This window comes from Amycolatopsis sp. NPDC114503, assembly GCF_055633655.1.
In genome coordinates this window covers 26,056-43,885 of record NZ_JBVKDT010000003.1, presented here as the reverse complement: position 1 = coordinate 43,885, position 17,830 = coordinate 26,056, and the positions used below count along the sequence as shown (strand labels likewise).

Annotated in this window: 19 protein-coding genes; 11 read left to right on the top strand and 8 right to left on the bottom strand. The window is 70.4% G+C overall.

What is annotated here, in order from left to right; genetic code table 11:
- Positions 1-245: 245 nt before the first annotated feature.
- On the top strand, positions 246-1,271 hold the full coding sequence (locus tag ACZ7OI_RS12870) for a tyrosine-type recombinase/integrase (protein ID WP_470264362.1): 1,026 nt from the start codon (positions 246-248) through the stop codon (positions 1,269-1,271).
- 4 nt (positions 1,272-1,275) lie between these two features.
- The gene (locus ACZ7OI_RS12865; protein WP_470264361.1) at positions 1,276-1,740 is read left to right on the top strand and encodes an SRPBCC family protein; all 465 of its coding nucleotides are present in this window, start codon (positions 1,276-1,278) and stop codon (positions 1,738-1,740) included.
- Positions 1,741-1,974: 234 nt separating this feature from the next.
- On the opposite strand, the gene ACZ7OI_RS12860 is transcribed toward ACZ7OI_RS12865, so the two are convergent.
- A complete protein-coding gene (locus ACZ7OI_RS12860) occupies positions 1,975-2,877 on the bottom strand; it encodes a helix-turn-helix domain-containing protein (protein WP_470264360.1) in 903 nt (300 codons plus the stop codon).
- Between the two features lie 72 nt (positions 2,878-2,949).
- On the bottom strand, positions 2,950-3,330 hold the full coding sequence (locus ACZ7OI_RS12855) for a hypothetical protein (RefSeq protein WP_101440048.1): 381 nt from the start codon (positions 3,328-3,330) through the stop codon (positions 2,950-2,952).
- A 66-nt stretch (positions 3,331-3,396) separates the two neighbouring features.
- On the opposite strand from ACZ7OI_RS12855, the gene ACZ7OI_RS12850 reads away from it, so the two are divergent.
- Both ACZ7OI_RS12850 and ACZ7OI_RS12845 read left to right on the top strand, forming a co-directional pair.
- On the top strand, positions 3,397-4,173 hold the full coding sequence (locus tag ACZ7OI_RS12850) for a glycerophosphodiester phosphodiesterase (protein WP_470264359.1): 777 nt from the start codon (positions 3,397-3,399) through the stop codon (positions 4,171-4,173).
- 40 nt (positions 4,174-4,213) lie between these two features.
- The gene (locus ACZ7OI_RS12845; protein WP_470264358.1) at positions 4,214-5,212 is read left to right on the top strand and encodes a helix-turn-helix transcriptional regulator; all 999 of its coding nucleotides are present in this window, start codon (positions 4,214-4,216) and stop codon (positions 5,210-5,212) included.
- Here the strand turns inward: ACZ7OI_RS12845 and ACZ7OI_RS12840 are convergent.
- On the bottom strand, positions 5,145-5,849 hold the full coding sequence (locus ACZ7OI_RS12840) for a transglycosylase family protein (RefSeq protein ID WP_470264357.1): 705 nt from the start codon (positions 5,847-5,849) through the stop codon (positions 5,145-5,147). The two genes, ACZ7OI_RS12845 and ACZ7OI_RS12840, sit on opposite strands and share 68 nt — an antisense overlap.
- 250 nt (positions 5,850-6,099) lie before the next feature.
- Here ACZ7OI_RS12840 and ACZ7OI_RS12835 point away from each other — a divergent pair, with 250 nt between their 5' ends.
- From ACZ7OI_RS12835 to ACZ7OI_RS12825, 3 genes are all read left to right on the top strand, one after another.
- Complete coding sequence (locus tag ACZ7OI_RS12835; RefSeq protein WP_470264356.1) at positions 6,100-7,500, top strand: MFS transporter; 1,401 nt, start codon at positions 6,100-6,102, stop codon at positions 7,498-7,500.
- Between the two features lie 22 nt (positions 7,501-7,522).
- Positions 7,523-8,284, top strand: a complete 762-nt coding sequence (locus ACZ7OI_RS12830; RefSeq protein ID WP_470264355.1) for a thymidine kinase — start codon at positions 7,523-7,525, stop codon at positions 8,282-8,284.
- A gap of 226 nt (positions 8,285-8,510) precedes the next feature.
- Entirely contained in the window at positions 8,511-8,858 is a 348-nt protein-coding gene (locus tag ACZ7OI_RS12825; RefSeq protein ID WP_009078445.1) for an RNA polymerase-binding protein RbpA, read from the top strand.
- 234 nt (positions 8,859-9,092) lie between these two features.
- Here the strand turns inward: ACZ7OI_RS12825 and ACZ7OI_RS12820 are convergent, their stop codons facing one another.
- Complete coding sequence (locus ACZ7OI_RS12820; RefSeq protein ID WP_470264354.1) at positions 9,093-9,581, bottom strand: cupin domain-containing protein; 489 nt, start codon at positions 9,579-9,581, stop codon at positions 9,093-9,095.
- 110 nt (positions 9,582-9,691) lie between these two features.
- On the opposite strand from ACZ7OI_RS12820, the gene ACZ7OI_RS12815 reads away from it, so the two are divergent.
- Positions 9,692-10,576 (top strand): LysR family transcriptional regulator, encoded by an 885-nt coding sequence (locus ACZ7OI_RS12815; RefSeq protein WP_470264353.1) that lies wholly within the window; start codon positions 9,692-9,694, stop codon positions 10,574-10,576.
- Here ACZ7OI_RS12815 and ACZ7OI_RS12810 read toward each other — a convergent pair.
- A complete protein-coding gene (locus tag ACZ7OI_RS12810; RefSeq protein ID WP_470264352.1) occupies positions 10,536-11,708 on the bottom strand; it encodes an MFS transporter in 1,173 nt (390 codons plus the stop codon). The two genes, ACZ7OI_RS12815 and ACZ7OI_RS12810, sit on opposite strands and share 41 nt — an antisense overlap.
- A gap of 49 nt (positions 11,709-11,757) precedes the next feature.
- Between ACZ7OI_RS12810 and ACZ7OI_RS12805 the strand changes: the two genes are divergently transcribed.
- The 3 genes from ACZ7OI_RS12805 (at position 11,758) to ACZ7OI_RS12795 (ending at position 13,737) form a co-directional block, all read left to right on the top strand.
- On the top strand, positions 11,758-12,234 hold the full coding sequence (locus ACZ7OI_RS12805) for a winged helix-turn-helix transcriptional regulator (protein WP_470264351.1): 477 nt from the start codon (positions 11,758-11,760) through the stop codon (positions 12,232-12,234).
- Between the two features lie 79 nt (positions 12,235-12,313).
- Complete coding sequence (locus tag ACZ7OI_RS12800) at positions 12,314-12,658, top strand: ArsR/SmtB family transcription factor (RefSeq protein WP_470264350.1); 345 nt, start codon at positions 12,314-12,316, stop codon at positions 12,656-12,658.
- Entirely contained in the window at positions 12,655-13,737 is a 1,083-nt protein-coding gene (locus tag ACZ7OI_RS12795; protein ID WP_470264349.1) for an SRPBCC domain-containing protein, read from the top strand. The genes ACZ7OI_RS12800 and ACZ7OI_RS12795 overlap by 4 nt, the downstream gene beginning before the upstream one ends.
- A gap of 7 nt (positions 13,738-13,744) precedes the next feature.
- On the opposite strand, the gene ACZ7OI_RS12790 is transcribed toward ACZ7OI_RS12795, so the two are convergent.
- The 3 genes from ACZ7OI_RS12790 to ACZ7OI_RS12780 are packed head-to-tail and all read right to left on the bottom strand — an operon-like array spanning position 13,745 to position 17,776.
- On the bottom strand, positions 13,745-14,512 hold the full coding sequence (locus ACZ7OI_RS12790; RefSeq protein WP_370937058.1) for a polyprenol monophosphomannose synthase: 768 nt from the start codon (positions 14,510-14,512) through the stop codon (positions 13,745-13,747).
- A gap of 23 nt (positions 14,513-14,535) precedes the next feature.
- The gene (gene lnt / locus ACZ7OI_RS12785; protein ID WP_470264348.1) at positions 14,536-16,164 is read right to left on the bottom strand and encodes an apolipoprotein N-acyltransferase; all 1,629 of its coding nucleotides are present in this window, start codon (positions 16,162-16,164) and stop codon (positions 14,536-14,538) included.
- A gap of 10 nt (positions 16,165-16,174) precedes the next feature.
- Complete coding sequence (locus ACZ7OI_RS12780; RefSeq protein ID WP_470264347.1) at positions 16,175-17,776, bottom strand: amidohydrolase; 1,602 nt, start codon at positions 17,774-17,776, stop codon at positions 16,175-16,177.
- Positions 17,777-17,830: the final 54 nt, after the last annotated feature.

Genomic DNA, 17,830 nt, shown 5'->3' with positions numbered 1-17,830 from the left:
AAGATCCAGTCTGACGTCAGGCCAGCTCGCGGCACTGAAGCACGTGCGATCACTGACTTTTCACGCCAAACAGGGAGCATTCAGCCGCGAGAGGGTTGATCGAAAAGCGCTGTCCCCCAAGGGGATCCAGCCCCTTCTCCAGCCCCGTCGAACCCCTTCCGCAGCCATGTTTCATGCATAATCGCTATTATGCATCATATATCAGACAACGGCCAGCAATGGGCAGCGTCGAAATTGTCGGTGCTGTGCGGTACAAGATCACTATGCTCGTTTCCGAGGCACAGCAAGCGTTCTTCGCGGCACGGCGGCCGCGCAAGGACTCGCCGCACACCACTGCCGCCTATCGGCGCGATCTCGCCGGGATCACCGCTCTCCTGCTGGCGGAGCTGGGTCGCGACGAGGTGGACGTCGAAGAGCTGACGGCGCCGGTGCTGCGGGCTGCCTTCGGCGCGTTCGCCGACAACCACGCGAAAAGTTCGGTGTTGCGGGCGTGGTCGACGTGGAACCAGTTCCTCACCTTCTGCGTGTCCGACGGACTGCTCCCGGGCAATCCGATGGGCGCCGTCGCGCGGCCCAAGACTCCCCCGCTCACGCCGAAACCGTTGCGGGGCGAGGAAACTCCCGAGCAACTGCTGACCGCGGCGGCCGACGGCACCCGGCGCGCGCGGGATCCTTGGCCGGAGCGGGACGTGCTGGTTCTGGCGCTCGGACTGGTCGCGGGCCTGCGGGCGGCGGAAATGCGCGCGCTCACCCCGCGGTCGGTGGTAGGGCGAGACGGTGAGCTTCGGCTGCACGTCCACGGGAAGGGCAGCCGGGATCGCTCGATCCCGGTGCAGCCGGCGATGGCGAAGCTGATCGAGGACTATCAGGCTTCGTGCCGTCGGCGCTTTCCCCGGCACCGTTTCCCGTCAAGCGAGCCGCTGCTGCGGGACCGGGCGGGCGATCCGATCGGCCGGGGTGCGCTGGAGTATCTGGTGAAGTCGTGTTACCGGTGGGCGGGCCTGCACGACCGCGTGCCGGCGGGCGCGAATCTCCACGCACTGCGGCACACCTTCGCCACGCGTTTGGCAGAGGACGGTGCGACCGCTTCGGAGATCATGTCCTTGCTGGGCCACGCGAGCCTCGCGACGAGTCAGAACTACATCGAAGCGACCGGCCGGGAACAGCGAGCCGCGGCGGCGAGCAACCGCACTTATCGGGCGCTCAACGGGTTGGCTCGGGAGGACTCTTCTGAAGAGGGCGCTGCGCGGGAGGCCGATGTGATTGCATGAGCGGGTGACTGACGAACCTTCGCGCGTCGTGCGCGCCAGCCGTGAGATCGAGGCCCCGGCGGAGCGGATTTTCGAGCTGATCGCCGATCCGTCGCAGCAGCCCGGATGGGACGGCAACGACAATCTGGCCGAGGCGAAGCCGGGTCAGCGCGTCCACGCGGTCGGCGACGTGTTCACGACGACCCTCACGAACGGCTGGGTCCGGGAGAACCGCGTCGTGGAGTTCGAGGAGGCCCGCCGGGTGGCGTGGCGTCCGTCGGAGCCGGGCAAGGTACCGCCGGGGCATTTGTGGCGCTGGGAACTGAATCCGCTCAGCGAGACGCGCACGGCGGTGACGCACACCTACGACTGGACCGACCTGGACCCCGAGGACACGATGCGCAACACCCGGGCCCGGGCCATGACGGCGGGCAATTTGGCGGCGTCGCTGGAGAATTTGGCGAAGGCGGCGGAACTTCCGCAGTCGTAAGTCGGGATTTGCACGGCTGACGGCGAGTGCACGCTGGAAGCCACAGGCGATCCGGGCTCGGATGCCGCGACCCCGTTGGGAACTGAGTCACGCGGATGCTGGCACCCCGGCGCGTCAAGGAACCGCTGCCCGCCGCGGAGACCACCATCGGCCTCTCCCCTGTGCCGGGCGCAGCTGAACAGGAGTTTCGACCGAAGTTCTCAGTCGTCCTGTTCAGCCGCCCTGTCCCCCGCGTTATCGGTGTGCGGGCAGCGCGGCGGCGAGCCACGTGAAAGCAGGAACGCTGCGCGGACCCGGCGGGCGGTTGTCGATCAGGCTCAACAGCTCCCAGTAGCGTTCGACGCGAGGCTCCGCGACCAGATCAAGCCATGCGAGCACCTCCTGGGACTCAGCGTCGCCAAGATCGGCGGGCACGATCCGGTCGAGAATCGTGCGGCCGGTGTCTGATTCCGGTGCGATCCCCTGTTCGGCGGCGGGTCCGGCGTGCTCGAGGACCAGCGGCCGGATGGTGAGGCCGAAGTCGATGCGGTGGTCGGATGCGCCGTGGAGCACCATTTGCCGCATGGTGTGCCGGAAGTCGTCGTCGGAGACGAGTTCGGCGAGCTCGATCCAGGCGTCCACTTGCGCGGACGTCGGGTCGTCTGGCAGCTGCGGCGGCATTTCTCGCATGAACTCGGCGATGACGAGAGCGTCCGGGTCGTCCACGCCGGAGAAGATCTTGCCGACGAAGCCGTCGATGAGCTTTTGCCGTTCGCGGGCAGGCAGTCGGGCGAGTTCGTGCATCAGGGCCAGTCCTTCGGGTGTGTTCTCGCGGCGGAGGGCGTTGCGCAGGACCGCGCGGTTGACCCGCAGGATGCGGATCTGGGTTTCGAGGGCTTCGACGTGGCTCGCGGCGACCTCGGCCAGCGTGGAGTGGCGGTCGAGCACTTCTCGGACCGCGTCCAGGCCGAGGCCGAGTTCGCGCAGTGTTCTGACCAGTTGCAGGCGGCCGACCGCGTCGGCGTCGTAGAGGCGGTAGCCCGCCGCGGACCGTTCGGCGGGCGTGATTACTCCGCTGTCGGACCAGAACCGGATCGTGCGCGCGGACAGTCCGGTGCGGCGAGCGAGTTCTCCGATCGGGTAGCGGTCCTCGTTCATGCCGTCACCGTGCACCTTCCACCCGCTGGAAGGTCAAACCCATTCTCCGCGGACGGCGATCCGGGAGGAGCGTCAGCGAAGCTGTTCGAGATCCTTCGCCGCAGCCGCGATCTCCTCGGCCAGCTGCCGCAACTCCCCCGCGGACGCGCCGTCCTGGGCCGCGGTGACGATGTCCTCCGCGGCGCAGCGCAGCTGGAAGAGCCGGTCCTGCAGGGCGGCGATCTCGGTGTCCGACAGCACGACCGCGTCCTCGGGCAGGCCGCTGCGCTGCAGGGCGGTCCGGCGTTCGTACGCGCGCTGGCGGCAGGATTGCCCGCAGTAGCGGCGGCGGCGTCCGACGTTGCCCGCTTCGGGCAGGCGGCGTCCGCACCAGCCGCAGTGTTTCGGGGCGTTCGTGCGGCGCGGCACGACGCGTTCGTCGCCGGTCAGAGCGTGTTCGGCCAGTTCCCTCACCCGCCGGACTCTAGCTGTCCATCACGTTCTCGCGCCGGGGCCACACCGATGGCGCAGACTGGAAGCATGCGTCCACCGTTTCCGTACCTCGCCGACTCGCTCCCCCGTGCCTTCGCCCACCGCGGCTGGCATCTCGGCGATCTGGAGGGGCTGGAGAACTCGCTGCCCGCGTTCCAGCGCGCGGTGGCCGAGGGATATCGCTATCTGGAGACCGACGTGCACGCCACGTCGGACGGGGTGGTGGTCGTCCATCACGACGCGACGCTCGATCGGACGACCGACGGGCGCGGGGCGATCGCGACCCAGGCCTGGGCGCAGCTCAAGGACGTGAAGATCGACGGCCGGGCGCCGTTGTCCCGGCTGGAGGATCTGCTCGAAGAGCTGCCGGACGCGTTTTTCAACATCGACGTGAAGGCCGACAGCGCGGTGGTCCCGTTCGTGCGGGCGTTGCGGCGGACCGGGGCGATCGACCGGGTCGCGGCGGCGTCCTTTTCGGACTCACGGCTCGCTCGGCTGCGGCGGTTGGCGGGGCCGAAGCTGCTGACCGCGATGGGGCCGCGGTCGGCGTTCCTGGTGTGGGCGAACGGGTGGGCTCCGCTGCTGCCGGTGAGCCGGTTCGCGGCCGGCTGGCTGGCGCAGGTTCCGGTGCGGCAGGGGCCGTTGACAGTCGTCGACCGTTCGTTCGTGAAGACGGCGGTGCGGCGCGGGTTCGAGGTGCACACGTGGACGATCGACGACGCGGACCAGATGCGGACGCTGCTGGACCTCGGGGTGCACGGGATCGTCACGGACCGGCCTGATCTGCTGCGCGAGGTGCTGCGGGAGCGGGGTGCGTGGAAGTAGCGGACAGAACCTGACCGCTACTGAAGGCAGGATCGACGGCGTGCCGAAGACCTCCGCGCGGCTGTTGTCGCTGCTCTCGTTGCTTCAGGCTCGGCGGGATTGGCCGGGTGCGCTGCTGGCACAGCGGCTGGAGGTCAGTCCGCGCACGGTGCGCCGCGACGTCGACCGGTTGCGGGAGCTGGGTTATCCGATCGTCACGACGAAGGGGCCGGACGGCGGTTATCGGCTGGACGCCGGTGCGCGGCTTCCTCCGTTGCTGTTCGACGACGACCAGGCTGTCGCGCTGGCGATCGCGTTGCAGGCGGCGACCGGGGCTGGGATCGAGGAGGCGGCCAGGCGGGCGTTACGGACTGTGCGGCAGGTGATGCCCGCGCGCTTGCGGCATCGGGTGGACGCGTTGAGCTTCACCGCCGTCGAGCGTCCTGCGCCGAGCGCGGATCCGCGGACTCTCGTGGCGTTGAGCGCGGCTGTGCGTGCCCGGGAGGTGCTGCGGTTCGACTACGCCCCGACGGATACGCCGCCTCGGCGCGTGGAGCCGCATCATCTCGTCACGTGGGGCCAGCGGTGGTATCTGGTCGCGTGGGATCTCGATCGCGAGGACTGGCGCATCTTCCGCGCGGACCGGATCACGCCGCGTACGCCGACCGGGCCGCGGTTCGCCGAGCGCGGGCTGGACGACGTCGCCGCGTTCGTGGCCGCGAAGTTCCGCGGGACGGATCTGTCCGGCGAGTGGCCGTGCCGCGGCGAGGTGATCCTGCGTCTCCCGGCGACCGAGGCGGCGAGTTACCTGGCCGACGGTGTCATCGAGGCGCTCGGGCCGGACCGGTGCCGGGTGAGTCTCGGTGCTTGGTCGTGGCGCGGGCTGGCCGCTTCGTTCGGCCGGGTCGACGCTGATCTCGAAGTCGTCGGCCCGGCCGAACTGAAGGAAGCGTTCCGGCAGCTCTCCGCGCGCTACGCCGAAGCGGGGCGGGTCAGCGCGGAGCCTTGCCTTCCCACGCGGCCTTCCACGTCTTCGGACCGAGCCGGCCCGAATCGTTGATGCCGTTGGCGCGCTGCAGGTCCAGGACCGCGGTGCGGGTCTTGTCGTAGTAGCAGCCGGTGCCGCTGAAGCCGTAGCCGAAGGCGTTCATCCGCAGCTGGAACGTGCGCAGCGCGGGCGCGCAGTCGCCGTAGGCGTAGACGAGGCCGGGCCAGGCGGGTGTCGCGCCGGGCGGTCCGGGAGGCGGGGTGGGCTGCGGTTTGGGCGCGGGCGGGGTCGGCAGTCCGCCGCCGCCGATGTAGGCGGCCTCTTCCCAGGCCGGGACGCGTTTGCTGCGGGCGTCGCCGTCGTTGGACAGGCCGAGCATGCCGCCGCATTCCCACGGCTGCCAGCCGCGCATCCGGTACAGGTAGAGCGCGCGGTAGTCCTGCTCGCGGGGGCTGGCCTGGTCGGGGCGGCCCTGGCCGCCGACGCTGCGCCAGGTGGAGAGGTCGAACTGGTAGGCGCCGTAGTAGCCGTTGCCGGTGTTGATCGAGTAGCGGCCGCTCGACTCGCACATGCGGAGCTTGGCCCAGGTGTCCGAGCGGGGGTCCGCGGACGCGGCGCCGGTGACGACGAGTTCCATGCCGAGGACGGCGACCACGAGCAGCAAGGCTCTGGCGGCGGCCCGTCTGGCAGTGCGAACGCGGTTGGTCATGCCACGCACACTAAGCACGTGACCCATCGACCACAAGAGTCACACCACGCACAGCAGTCTCACATGACACGCCCGGATATCGCGGCAGCGACACGCCCGGCCCGGCGTGTCGTTTGTTCCTGCGCGCGGCGTGGCGGAAACCGGAAGCGACGAACCGGACACGGTTTGCCCCCTTCGGCGGTACCGGTTGCCCTCTCGGCAGTAATGTCCGGCGCGACCTGGAGATTCATGACCGAACGAGGAGCCGTGGATGACGCTGGCCGGGACCCGGGACACCAAGCGGGAACGGTGGGGCTGGTACTTCTACGACTGGGCCAACTCGCCGTTCTATTCGTCGGTCACGACGGTGTTCGGCGCGCTGTATATGAGCACTGTCGCGGCCGCGGACGCGAAGCAGAACATCACCCTTAACGGGGACAGGGCTTGTCTCAACGCGTCGGGAGTGGACGACAAGCTCAACCACTGCGACGTGTCGCTGTTCGGTCTCCACTTCCCCGCCGGTTCGCTGTGGGGCTACCTGCTGTCGGTGGCGACCGTGGTGCAGGTTCTGGTGCTGCCGATCGCGGGCGCGGTGGCCGACCGCAGCCGCAACAAGCGCAAGATCCTCGGCGGGTTCGCCGTGCTGGGCGCGGTGGCGTCGGCGCTGATGTTCTTCATGGCCGGTTCGGACTGGCAGCTGGGCGCGGCGCTGTTCATCGTCGCGAACATCGGGTACGGCGGTTCCCTGGTCGTCTACTACTCGTTCCTGGTGGACATCGCGACGCCGGACGAGCGCGACGACGTTTCGGCCAAGGGCTGGGCGTTCGGCTACCTCGGCGGCGGGCTCGCGCTCGCGCTGCAGCTCGCCTTCTATCTCAGCCGCGAGTCCCTGGGCATCGACACCGGCCTCGCGGTGCGGATCTGCTTCCTGACTTCGGGCATCTGGTGGGCCGTCTTCACCATCCCGACCCTGCGCCGGCTCCCCCGCATCCATGTGCCGACCGCGGCCGAACGCGGCGTCTCGGTGCTGCGGTCGGGTTTCCGCGAGCTGCGCCAGACGCTCGGCGAGGCGAAGGCGTACCCGCTCACGCTCGCCTTCCTCGGCAGTTACCTGCTCTTCGCGGACGGGATCAACACCGTCGTCACGGTCTCGGCGCAGTACGGGAAGGACGAGCTGCGGTTCTCCGACGAAGTGTTGATCGTCACGGTGCTGGTGATCCAGTTCCTCGCCTACGCGGGCGGAGTCCTGCACGGCCTGCTCGCGCGACGCCTTGGCGCGAAGCGGACGATCCTGGTCAGTCTCGTGCTCTGGGTCGTCGTGCTGGGCGGGGCGTACTTCGTGCAGCCGAGGCAGCCGCTGCAGTTCTTCGCGGTGGCGATCGGCATCGGACTGGTGCTGGGCGGGACGAACGCGCTGGCCAGGTCGCTGTTCAGCCAGATGATCCCGGCCGGGAAGGACGCGCAGTACTACTCGCTTTACGTCGTGGGCGAGAAGGGCACGTCGTGGCTCGGGCCGCTGGTGTTCGCCGGCGTCGGGCAGGCGACCGGGTCGTTCCGGCTGGCGATCATCGCGCTCGTGGTGTTCTTCGTGCTCGGGTTCGTGTTCGTCGCGCTGGTGCCGGTGCGGCGCGCGATCGGGGCCGCCGGCAACCGTCCGCCGGAGGTGCTGTGAGGCCCAGATAGGGTCGGGCGTCGTGACCGCTGCAGACGACGTTGTTCTCGAGGACCCCACCGACGCGCTTTCCGCGGCCCCGCCCGCCGGAGCCCGGCGCAACGGTCCCCCGAGGGGACGGCTGAAGTTCTGCTACGGCCCGATGGACTGCGGGAAGTCGACGCTCGCGCTGCAGATCGACCACAACCACGCGCGCCAGGGCCGCCGCGGCCTCGTGCTGGTCCGCCACGACCGGTCCGGCGCGCCGCAGATCACCAGCCGGATCGGCATCGCGCGGCGGGCGACCGAGGTCGCGACCGGCACCGACATCCGGGACCTGGTGCGCGAGCAGTGGGCGCACGGGCAGCACGTGGACTACGTGATCGTGGACGAGGCGCAGTTCCTCTCCCCCGTTCAGGTCGACCAGCTCGCGGAACTCGCCGACGAGGCGGGCATCGACGTGTACTGCTTCGGCATCGCGACCGACTTCCGCAGCAGGCTGTTCCCCGGGGCCGCCCGCCTGTTCGAACTCGCCGACGAACTGCAGCCGGTCCAGGTCGAGGTGCTCTGCTGGTGCGGGCTGCCCGGCCGGTTCAACGCGCGGGTCCGCGACGACGTGATTCTCCGTGACGGAGATACCGTTGTGGTAGCAGATACCGAACACTCCGTAGTTGAATCTTCAGCTTCACCACGGTCTGATGCCGAAACGGTCACGGTCCGTTATCAGGTACTGTGCCGTCGCCACTTCCGCTCGGGGGATCTGGGACCCGCTGCCGCCCAGTACGGTCAGTTACGGTTGTCCTAGAGCTAACCTAACTAGCCCGACTGGGGGATATCCGCACTAAGAAGGCGGTATCCGCGTCACGTCAGAGGGCGAACGGACTCCCTCTGGAGGAAGCTGAAGACCACGGGTGACGCAGCTCATCGTGAGCAGCGACATGGGGCGCCGGGAATCCCTCGGATGTCTCGTTCGTTGCATAGGGTGAGCATCACCCTGGCTCCACCCGGAGCTGACTGAAAGGAATCCCACTATGGCCGACCGTGTTCTCCGTGGAAGCCGGCTGGGAGCGGTCAGCTACGAGACCGACCGCAATCACGACCTCGCTCCGCGCCGTACCGTGCGCTACTCCTGCCCCAAGAACCACGAGTTCGAGGTGCCGTTCTCCGACGACGCCGAGATCCCGACGGTGTGGGAGTGCCGCCTGCACGGCAGCGAATCCGAGATCGTCGACGGCGGGCAGCCCGAGCAAAAAAAGGTCAAGCCCCCCAGGACCCACTGGGACATGCTGCTGGAGCGCCGCTCCATCCCCGAGCTCGAGGACCTGCTGAACGAACGTCTCGCCGAGCTCAAGGGACGCCGGACCAGCCGGTCCGCTTGAGCCTCGGCCAGTAGCTGGCTCCCACACCGAACAGGAACGGCCCCCGCGACCTCCCCCCGCGGGGGCCGTTTCGCGTCCGCAGAAGGCCGGGGGCGGCTCTCGGAAGGGTTCGCGCCTGCAGAGCGCGACCAGGCGGTCCGGTGCGGAGGTCGTGGCGGACGCTTCGACCTTGCCGAACGCGTCCGCTCGATGGACTCCATCGGCCTTCCATGCTTAGCGCACGGCTTTCGCTGGTCAGGCGGCCGCGTCGGCGCGCGCCTGCCGCCACCGCGGGCTGTCGACGTAGTGGTTGTCGTACTGCTCGGAGGACGCGGCGATCTCCTTCGGGTCCGCTTCGCCGCGTGCGACGCGGTCGAGCAGCCGGTAGTAGTCGAAGCGGTCCATGCCGGGAGTGAAGACCACCAGCACGTCGGCGGCGGAGCCCGCGGCCGGGCCGAAAGCGTGCGGGACGGTCGGCGGCACGGCGAGGAAGTCGCCGGTTTCCAGGGTGTGCAGGTCGTCGCCGGCCAGGACTTGGAGGGCGCCGCCGAGCACGTAGAAGAACTCGGTCGCGCGGGTGTGGAAGTGGGCCGGCGTGCCGAAGACGCCCTCGTTCAGGGTGGCTCGGTTGGCGGTGAACCGGTTGCCGGTGGTTCCGGAGTCGGCCAGCAGAGAGATCAGGCTGCCGGGGGCGTCGGAGAGGACTTCGGCGGCGGCGGAGCGGATCAGGGCGGTTTCGGGCATCGGTTCCTCCGTGGGGTTTGACAAGGACTACTTTTCCGCCGCTGAGCTGGGCGAACAACGGAGAAGTCCGCATCGGTTGATAAGCTCTGGGTTATCGATCGGAGGCGTGGGTGGAACACCGGGACATCGAGGTTTTCCTCGCGCTCGCCGAAGAGCTGCACTTCGGCCGGACCGCGGAACGGCTGCGCGTGTCGCAGGCGCGGGTCAGCCAGTCGGTCAAGACGATGGAGCGCCGGATCGGGGCGCGGTTGTTCGACCGCACCAGCAGGCGGGTCTCCCTGACCCCGATCGGCCGCGGGCTGGAGGCCGACATCCGGCCCGCCTACCGGCAGCTGCTGGCCGGGATCGAGCGTGCGGTCGCTGCCGGACGCGGGGTCGAAGGCACCCTGCGGCTCGCTTTCGAAGCCCCGGTGGTGGCGAACCTGATCTCCGACGTCACGGCCGCCTTCCGGGCCCGGTACCCCGGCTGCGAGATCGACCTCAGCGAGGCTCCGTTCGAGGATCCGCTCGCCACGCTGCGCTCCGGCGAGGCCGACCTGGCCGTGGTCCTGCTGCCGGTCGCCGACCCCGCGATCACGACGGGACCGGTCGTGCACACCGAGCCGATGGTGCTCGCGGTCGCGTCCGGACATCCGTTCGCCCGCCGGGAATTCGTCACTTTGGAGGATCTCGGCCGCGACACGGTCCTGCGCGCCGCGCACCCGCCGCCCGCCTACTGGCGCGAGCCGCCCGAACCGTGGACGACGCCCGCGGGTGTCCCGGTCACCCGCGGGCGCGCCTGTCGCACCTTTCAGGAACTTCTGCTGGTCATCGGCGCACGCGAAGGAATCTGCCCGCTCGCCGCGCACGCCGCGGAGTACTTTGCGCGGCCGGGCATCGCCTTCGTGCCGTTCCGCGACACGCTTCCGGCGCAGTGGGGATTGATGTGGCGCAGCGCCGGGGAGACCGCTCTGGTCAAGGCGTTCGCAACGACAGCCGCCGAGCACCGGCCCTAGCCGCCGCCCACACCACGAACGCGCACCCGGCGAACGCCGCGCCCAGGACGCTGGAGCCGGTCCAGCCCGCCGCCGCGAAGGCGGTGGTCGTCGTGGCCGCGCCCAAGGCCGAGCCGAGCGAGTAGAAGATCATGTAGCCGCCGATGACGCTGCTCGTGCGGTCCGGATGCGCCGCGGTGAGCAGGTGCTGATTGCTGACATGCACCGCCTGCACGGCGAAATCGAGCACCAGCACGCCCAGGCCCAGCAGCCACAGCGACGGCTGCCCGACCGCCAGCCACGACACCGCCAGCAGGACAAGCGCTCCGCCGGTGACGAGGCTCGCGTGTCCCCGGTCGGCCCAGCGTCCGGCGCGGGCGGCGCCCAACGCGCCTGCCAGGCCGACCAATCCGAAAAGGCCGATCTGCGCGGTGCTCAGGTTCCACGGATCCGCGGCGAGCGGGAGCGAAAGACCGCTCCACAGCGCGCCGAACGAGGCGAACAGGAAGAACGCGATCAGGCCCCGCGAGAGGAACAGCGGCTCGCGGAACAGGCTGCCGAGCGAGGCCAGCACCTGCCGGTACGTCGTGCCGTCGCGACGCGGGTCCGGCGGCATCGTCTTCAGCACGAGGCCGGCGAGCGCCACCAGCAGCACCGCGAGCGCGATGTAGACGCTGCGCCAGCCCCATAGCTCGGCCAGCGCACCGGCGGCGACGCGTGCGCCGAGGATCCCGATGACGACACCGGAGGTCACGACGCCGAGGGTCCGGCCGCGTTCGTCCGAAGTGGACAATGCGGCGGCGTAGGCGACTGTCGTCTGCACGACCACCGCGAACAGGCCCGCGAGCACTAGCCCCGTCAGCAGCAGCCAGGTTTGCGTGGCGGCCGCGGCAACCGTGGCGCCGACCGCGGTCAGCAGCAGGTGGCCGGCGATGAGCTTGCGGCGGTCGACGAGATCGCCGAGCGGGACCAGCACGGCGAGCCCGGCCAGGTAGCCGAGCTGTCCGGCGGCGACGATCCATCCCAGCCCGGCGTCCGGTACGCCGAGGTCTCCGCCGATCTCGGCCAGAACCGGCTGAGCGGCGTAAATGCTCGCGACGGCGACCGCGGCCACCGCGGCGAACACCGTCCGGCGGCCCGTGGTGAGGCCCATGACTCCCCCAATCAGTAGCGAATTGCAACTGATCGCACCGTACGGCAGAATGGTTTCAAAGAGCAACCCATCGAGGAGGCACGCGATCGTGGGCGAAACCCCGGCCTGGACCGACCCGTCGTGTCCGGTGGCCCGCACCCTGGACCTCGTCGGCGACCGGTGGAGCCTGCTGATCGTCCGCGACGCGATGGACGGCGCGCGGGCGTTCACCGACTTCCAGCAGCGCACCGGCATCGCCCGCAACATCCTGACCGACCGGCTGCGCCGCCTGGTCGAGCGCGGCGTCCTCGACCGGCAGACCGCCGAGTCCGGCAAGCGGCAGGTCTACTCGCTCACGCCCGCCGGGCGCGACCTGTTCACCGTCGTCGTCGCACTCCGGCAGTGGGGCGAGCGGCACGCCTTCTCCCCCGGCGAAGACCACTCGGTGCTCGTCGACGAGGCCGGACAGCCGGTTCCGCCGCTCAAGCCGGTCGCGGCGAGCGGCGCGGCGGTCGACGTCGGGACGACTTCAGTGCGCAAGAACTGAATCCCGCTTGCCTCTTGCCCCTGGGACGCGACGGGCATATTGTCAACGTACTGCTTGATAAAGAGATCGGTTGATAAAGATGTCCGTTGACAACGTCGAGGACCGGCTGGACCGGGCGTTCACCGCGCTGGGCGACCCGATCCGGCGTGCGCTGATCGCCCGGCTCTCGCGCGGAGAAGCGACCGTGAACGAACTGGCCGAGCCGTTCCCGGTGACGAAGCAGGCCGTGTCCCGGCACGTCCAGGTGCTGGAGGCGGCCGGCCTCATCACGCGCAGCCGCGACGGCCAGCGCCGCCCGTGCCACCTCAACGCCGCCGCTCTCGAAGAACTGACCAGCTGGATCGACACCTACCGGCTGACCCGCGAACGCGAATTCCGCCGCCTCGACAGCATCCTCGAAAAGACCAAGGAGCAGGAAAAATGAGCCCCACCACTATCACCTCCCAGCCCGGCAGCCCGTTCATCGAGGTCGTCCGCGATTTCGACGCCACCCCCGCGCAGCTCTTCCGCGCTTACACCGACCCCGACCTGATCACCCGCTGGCTCGGTCCGCGCGACGTCGAGATGCGCCTCCTGGAGTTCGACGCGCACTCCGGCGGGGCGTACCGCTACGTGCATCTCGACACCGACGGCGGCGAGCACGCGTTCCGCGGCGTCTTCCATGCCGTGGAGAGAGCCGAGCGGATCGTCCAGACCTTCGAGTACGAGGGCGCGCCCGGCCACGTCAGCCTGGAGACGCTCACCTTCGAGGAGCTGGACGGCCGGACGCGGCTGCGGACCCGGTCGGTCTTCCCGAGCGTCGAGGCACGCGACGCCATGGTCGCGAGCGGGATGGAGCGCGGGATCCGCGATTCGATGGACCGGCTCGACGAACTCGCGCGCGACGCGGACCGGCCGGCAACGAGCCGGGTGGTCGTGGACATCTCGATGTCGCTGGACGGCTACGTCACCGGCCCCGGAGCCGGTCCCGACCACGGGCTCGGCATCGGAGGAGAGCCGCTGCATGCCTGGCTTTCCGACCCGACGCCGCGCGACTCGGAGATCCTGCACCGGTCGTTCACCGACACCGGAGCGGTGGTCATGGGCCGCGCCATGTTCGACGTCGTGGACGGCCCGAAGGGCTGGGCCGACGAGGACGGGTACGGCGAGGGCGAGGACCGGATCCCCGCGCCGCCGGTGTTCGTCGTCACCCACGCCCGTCCCGAAAAAGTGCGGCTGGGCGAGCGGTTCCGGTTCGTCACCGACGGCCTCGAGCACGCCGTCGAACAGGCTCGCGCGGCCGCGGGCGGCAAGGGCGTCATGGTGATCGGCGGCGGGTCGACCGCGTCGCAGGTCCTGCACGCCGGATTGGCGGACGTGCTGCGGATCCACCTCGCGCCGATCGTCCTCGGCGACGGAACTCCGTTGTTCCCCCCGGGAAATCCCGGACCGGTGCGGCTGGAAACGCTCGGTGCGGTGTCGACGCCGGGCGCCGAACACCTCACCTACCGCGTCCTGAAGTAGAAACTCCTCAGCCTCGGCCCAGCAGCTTCTTCAGCTGGGCCAGGCGGCGCTGCACGCCCCACTCCGCGACCCGGAAGAACGCCTCGGACATGATGCCGCCGCTCATCTTCGACACGCCGATCTCCCGGTCGGTGAAGGTGATCGGCACCTCGACGATGTCGAACCCGGCGTCCGCGGTGCGGCGCGTGAGGTCGATCTGGAAGCAGTAGCCGTGCGAGGCGACCTCGTTCAGCGCCAGCTTCTCCAGCACCGGACGGCGGTACGCGCGGAACCCCGCGGTCATGTCCGCCACCTTGATCCCGAGCGCGATCCGCGAATACAGGTTCGCCCCGCGCGAGAGCAGCGTCCGGCGCAGCGGCCAGTTCACCGTGCTGCCGCCGGGCACGTACCGCGACCCGATCGACAGGTCCGCGTCGCCGACCGCGTCCAGCAGCCGGGGCAGGTCCTCCGGCGCGTGCGAACCGTCGGCGTCCATCTCCACGAACGTCGCGTAGCCGCGTTCCATCCCCCAATGGAACCCGGCGATGTAGGCCTTGCCGAGGCCCTCCTTCGCCGTGCGGTGCAGGACGTGCACCCGCTTGTCCGCGGCCGCGCGCTCGTCGGCCAGCTCGCCGGTGCCGTCCGGGCTGCCGTCGTCGACGACGAGCACGTCGACGTCCGGGAGTGCCTTGTGGAGCCGGTCCAGCACTGGGCCGAGGTTCTCCCGCTCGTTGTAGGTCGGGATCACCACCAGCACCGGTTCGATCGTTTCGGCCCCCCGCGGCGCCTGCGCCATCCGTCTCCTCCGCATCCGGCGAGTCAGCCCGCCGCTTCCCCTGCTGTGGTCCCCGTCTTCGCGGCCGTCACTGCTTTGCCGCGCCGGGTGCGAAAACGGAGCACGAACCCGCCGGCGACACCCGCGATCGCCAACGCCAGCAGTCCGTACTCCGTCCACGCACCGATTCGATCCGACAGCGTAGTCTGCGTGCGCAGCGGCACGCGCCCGACCAGGGCATCCGCCGTGAAAAGCCCGGTGGAGCTGGTGATCGTCCCGTCCGGGGCGACGAGCGCGCTCACCCCGGACACCGCCGACACCACCACCGCGCGCCCGTGCTCGACCGCGCGCAGCCGCGCCATCGCCAGCTGCTGGTAGCTCATCTCCCCCGGCCCGTACCACGCGTTGTTCGTCGGCACGACGAGCAGTTCGCCGCCCGCGTTCGTCGCGTCGCGCGCGGGACCGTCGAACGCCGACTCGTAGCAGATGAACACGCCGATCTTCGTGCCCGCGACCGACAGCGCGGCGTTGGAACCGTCGCCGGGACGCATGTCGCGGGTGTCGTCGATGAACGGCGTGACCAGCCGCGCGACGGCGCGGGCGGGCACGTACTCGCCGAAGGGCACCAGATCCTGCTTGACGTAACGCTGCCCCGGCCCGGTGTTCGGATCCCAGACGACAGCGGAGTTTTCCGCCGCCCCGTCCGGCGTGCGCACGAGCGCGCCGATGATCCCGGGCGCCCCGAAGGCCGACACCATCTGGTCGACGCCCGGGTCGTCGCCGTCGAGCGGGGTCGACGTTTCCGGCCACAGCACCAGATCCGGCTTCGGAGCCTGTCCTGATTGGACCTTCTGCAGCAGGCGGGAGCTCTCGGCGAGGGCGTTCGCGCGCAGGACTCCGCGCTGTCCCTGCAAGGCGAGACCGATGTCCGGCGCGTTGCCCTGCACGGACGCGACGGTCAGCGAACCGTTCTGCGCCTCGGTGCCGATCGTCGGCCACACCGCGAGGCCGGCCGCGGCGGGAAGAACGGTGAACACGGCAGGCCACACCAGCGCGCGGTCCCAGGCTTTGCGCGTGCGCCACAGCCTGCTTATCACTGCGGCGAGGCCGAAACCGGTGAGCACGACGGCGAAACCGACCAGCGGCGCGCCGCCGACCGACGCCAGCGGCAGGAACGCTCCCTCGGGCTGGCTGAACGCGACCCGGCCCCACGGGAACCCGCCCATCGGGAACCACGTGCGCGGCGTTTCGAACGCGATGAACACCAGAGCGCCCCAGAGCGGCGCCAGCGGCAGCCGCGCCACGACCCGGATCAGCCACCCGGCGAGTCCGAAGTAGAGCGACAGCGCGAACGACAGCGCCAGCCACGGCAGCGGCCCGAAGTCGCGGCCGAGGAAATCCTGCAGCCACACCAGCAGCGGCACGAAGAACGCCATGCCGAACACGAAGCCGTACCCGAACGCGCCGCGGAACGACCGTCCACGAAGGACCAGCGCGAACGCGGCGAACGCGATCGGGGCCAGCCACCACAGCGGGCGCGGCGCGAAGCTGAGGTAGTAGCCGTAGCCCGTCGCCGCCGTCACCGCGACGCGCGCGAGCCAGGGCTTCCACGCCCGCTTTCGCTTGGTCTTGTGCGGAACGCCCGAATCGGCGTCCGTCACGCTCACTGCCACACCCGGAACTCTAAGCGGCCGGTGTGAACTCGTCGTAGATGACCGTCCCGCCGCGGACCGTGCGCAGGCAGCGCGGCAGCGGCACGCCCGGCTCCAGCCTCGGCAGCGGCGGCACGCCTGAGCGAGGGTCGGTGGACCAGCGCTGCACGCGGCTGTCGGCCGTGGCGACGACGAGGTCGGCCGCGTCCCAGATCGCGTAGTGCGCGGGCGCGCCGGGCACGAGGCTGCCGGTGACGCCGTCGTTGACGCCCGCCGCGCGGTGTCCGGCGCGCGTGTGCGCGGTGAACGCGGCGCGGGCGGAGAGGCGCGCTTCGGGAGTGTGGTGGTGCACGGCCGCGCGTACGGCGGCCCACGGGTCGACGGCGGTCACCGGCGCGTCGCTGCCGAAGGCGAGCACGACCCCTTCAGCGGCGAGCTGCGCGAAGGGGTTCAGCGCTGTCGCGCGGGCACCGAGGCGCTCCGAGTACATGCCGGAGTCGCCGCCCCAGGCTTCGTCGAACAGCGGCTGCACGGACGCGACGACGCCCCACCCGGCGAGTTGCCGCGCCTGGTCGGCGGTGACCATCTCCAGGTGCTCCAGCCGGTGGTGCCGCGCCGCGAGCGGACGCTGGCCGACCTGCTTCTCGGCGAGCCGGAACCCCTGGACCACCTCGCCGACCGCGGCGTCGCCGATGACGTGGAAGCCCGCCTGCAGCCCGGCTTCGGTGCAGGCGACGAGATGGTCGGCGATGACCGCGGCGTCGGCGTAGAGGGAGCCGGAGGTGCCGGGCTCGTCGGAGTACGGCGCGGTGAGGGCTGCGGTGCGGGAGCCGAGGGCTCCGTCCACGAAAAGGTCTCCGGCGACGCCGTGTGCGCCGAGGCGGCGGGCGGTGTCGAGGGCGTTCAGCTCGCCCCAGTAGCCGACGACCTCGGGCAGGTTCGGGTCGGCCAGCGCCAGGAGGTCGGCGAAGTCTTCCTGGCCGGAGATGTCCGGGCCCGCGCATTCGTGCACCGACACGATCCCGCGCGCGGCGGCAGTCTGGAGGAACGCGCGCTGGGCTTCCTGGCGCTGCGGCCGGGTGACCGCGTCGCGGGCGGCTCCGCGGACGAGGTGGTGGGCGGCGCGGGTCAGCGGGCCGTCGGCGGACCATCCCGCCGCGGACTCGACGCCCGGCGCGAGTTTCGCGAGTGCGCTCGAGACCAGCGCGGAGTGGACGTCGACCCGGCTCAAGTAAACGGGCGTGTCCCCGGCGGCGGCGTCGAGTTCCGCGCGGCTCGGCAGCCGCTGGTTGGTCCAGGACGACTCGTCCCAGCCGTGCGCGAGGAGGACCTGTCCGGGAACGACGGCCCCGCGCACCGCGGCGAGCAGATCGGCGGCGCTGCGGACGGCGGTCAGGTCGAGGCCGGTCAGGTGCAGGCCGGTGGAGGTGGCGTGCACGTGCGCGTCCACGAACGCCGGCGCGACGAACGCCCCGTCCAGGTCGACCACCTCGGCGTCCGGGTGCAGCGCGCGGGCCGGAGCATCCTGGCCGACCCACACCACGGTGCCGCCGGAGACCGCCATCGCGGTGGCGTCCGGGGAGGACGGGGTGTAGACGCGGCCGCCGAGCAGGAGCGTGGTGCTGTCGTTCACTCGCCGAGTCTCCCGCCTGGCCTTCTGAGCAGGGCAGACCGGGTCATCGTGCAG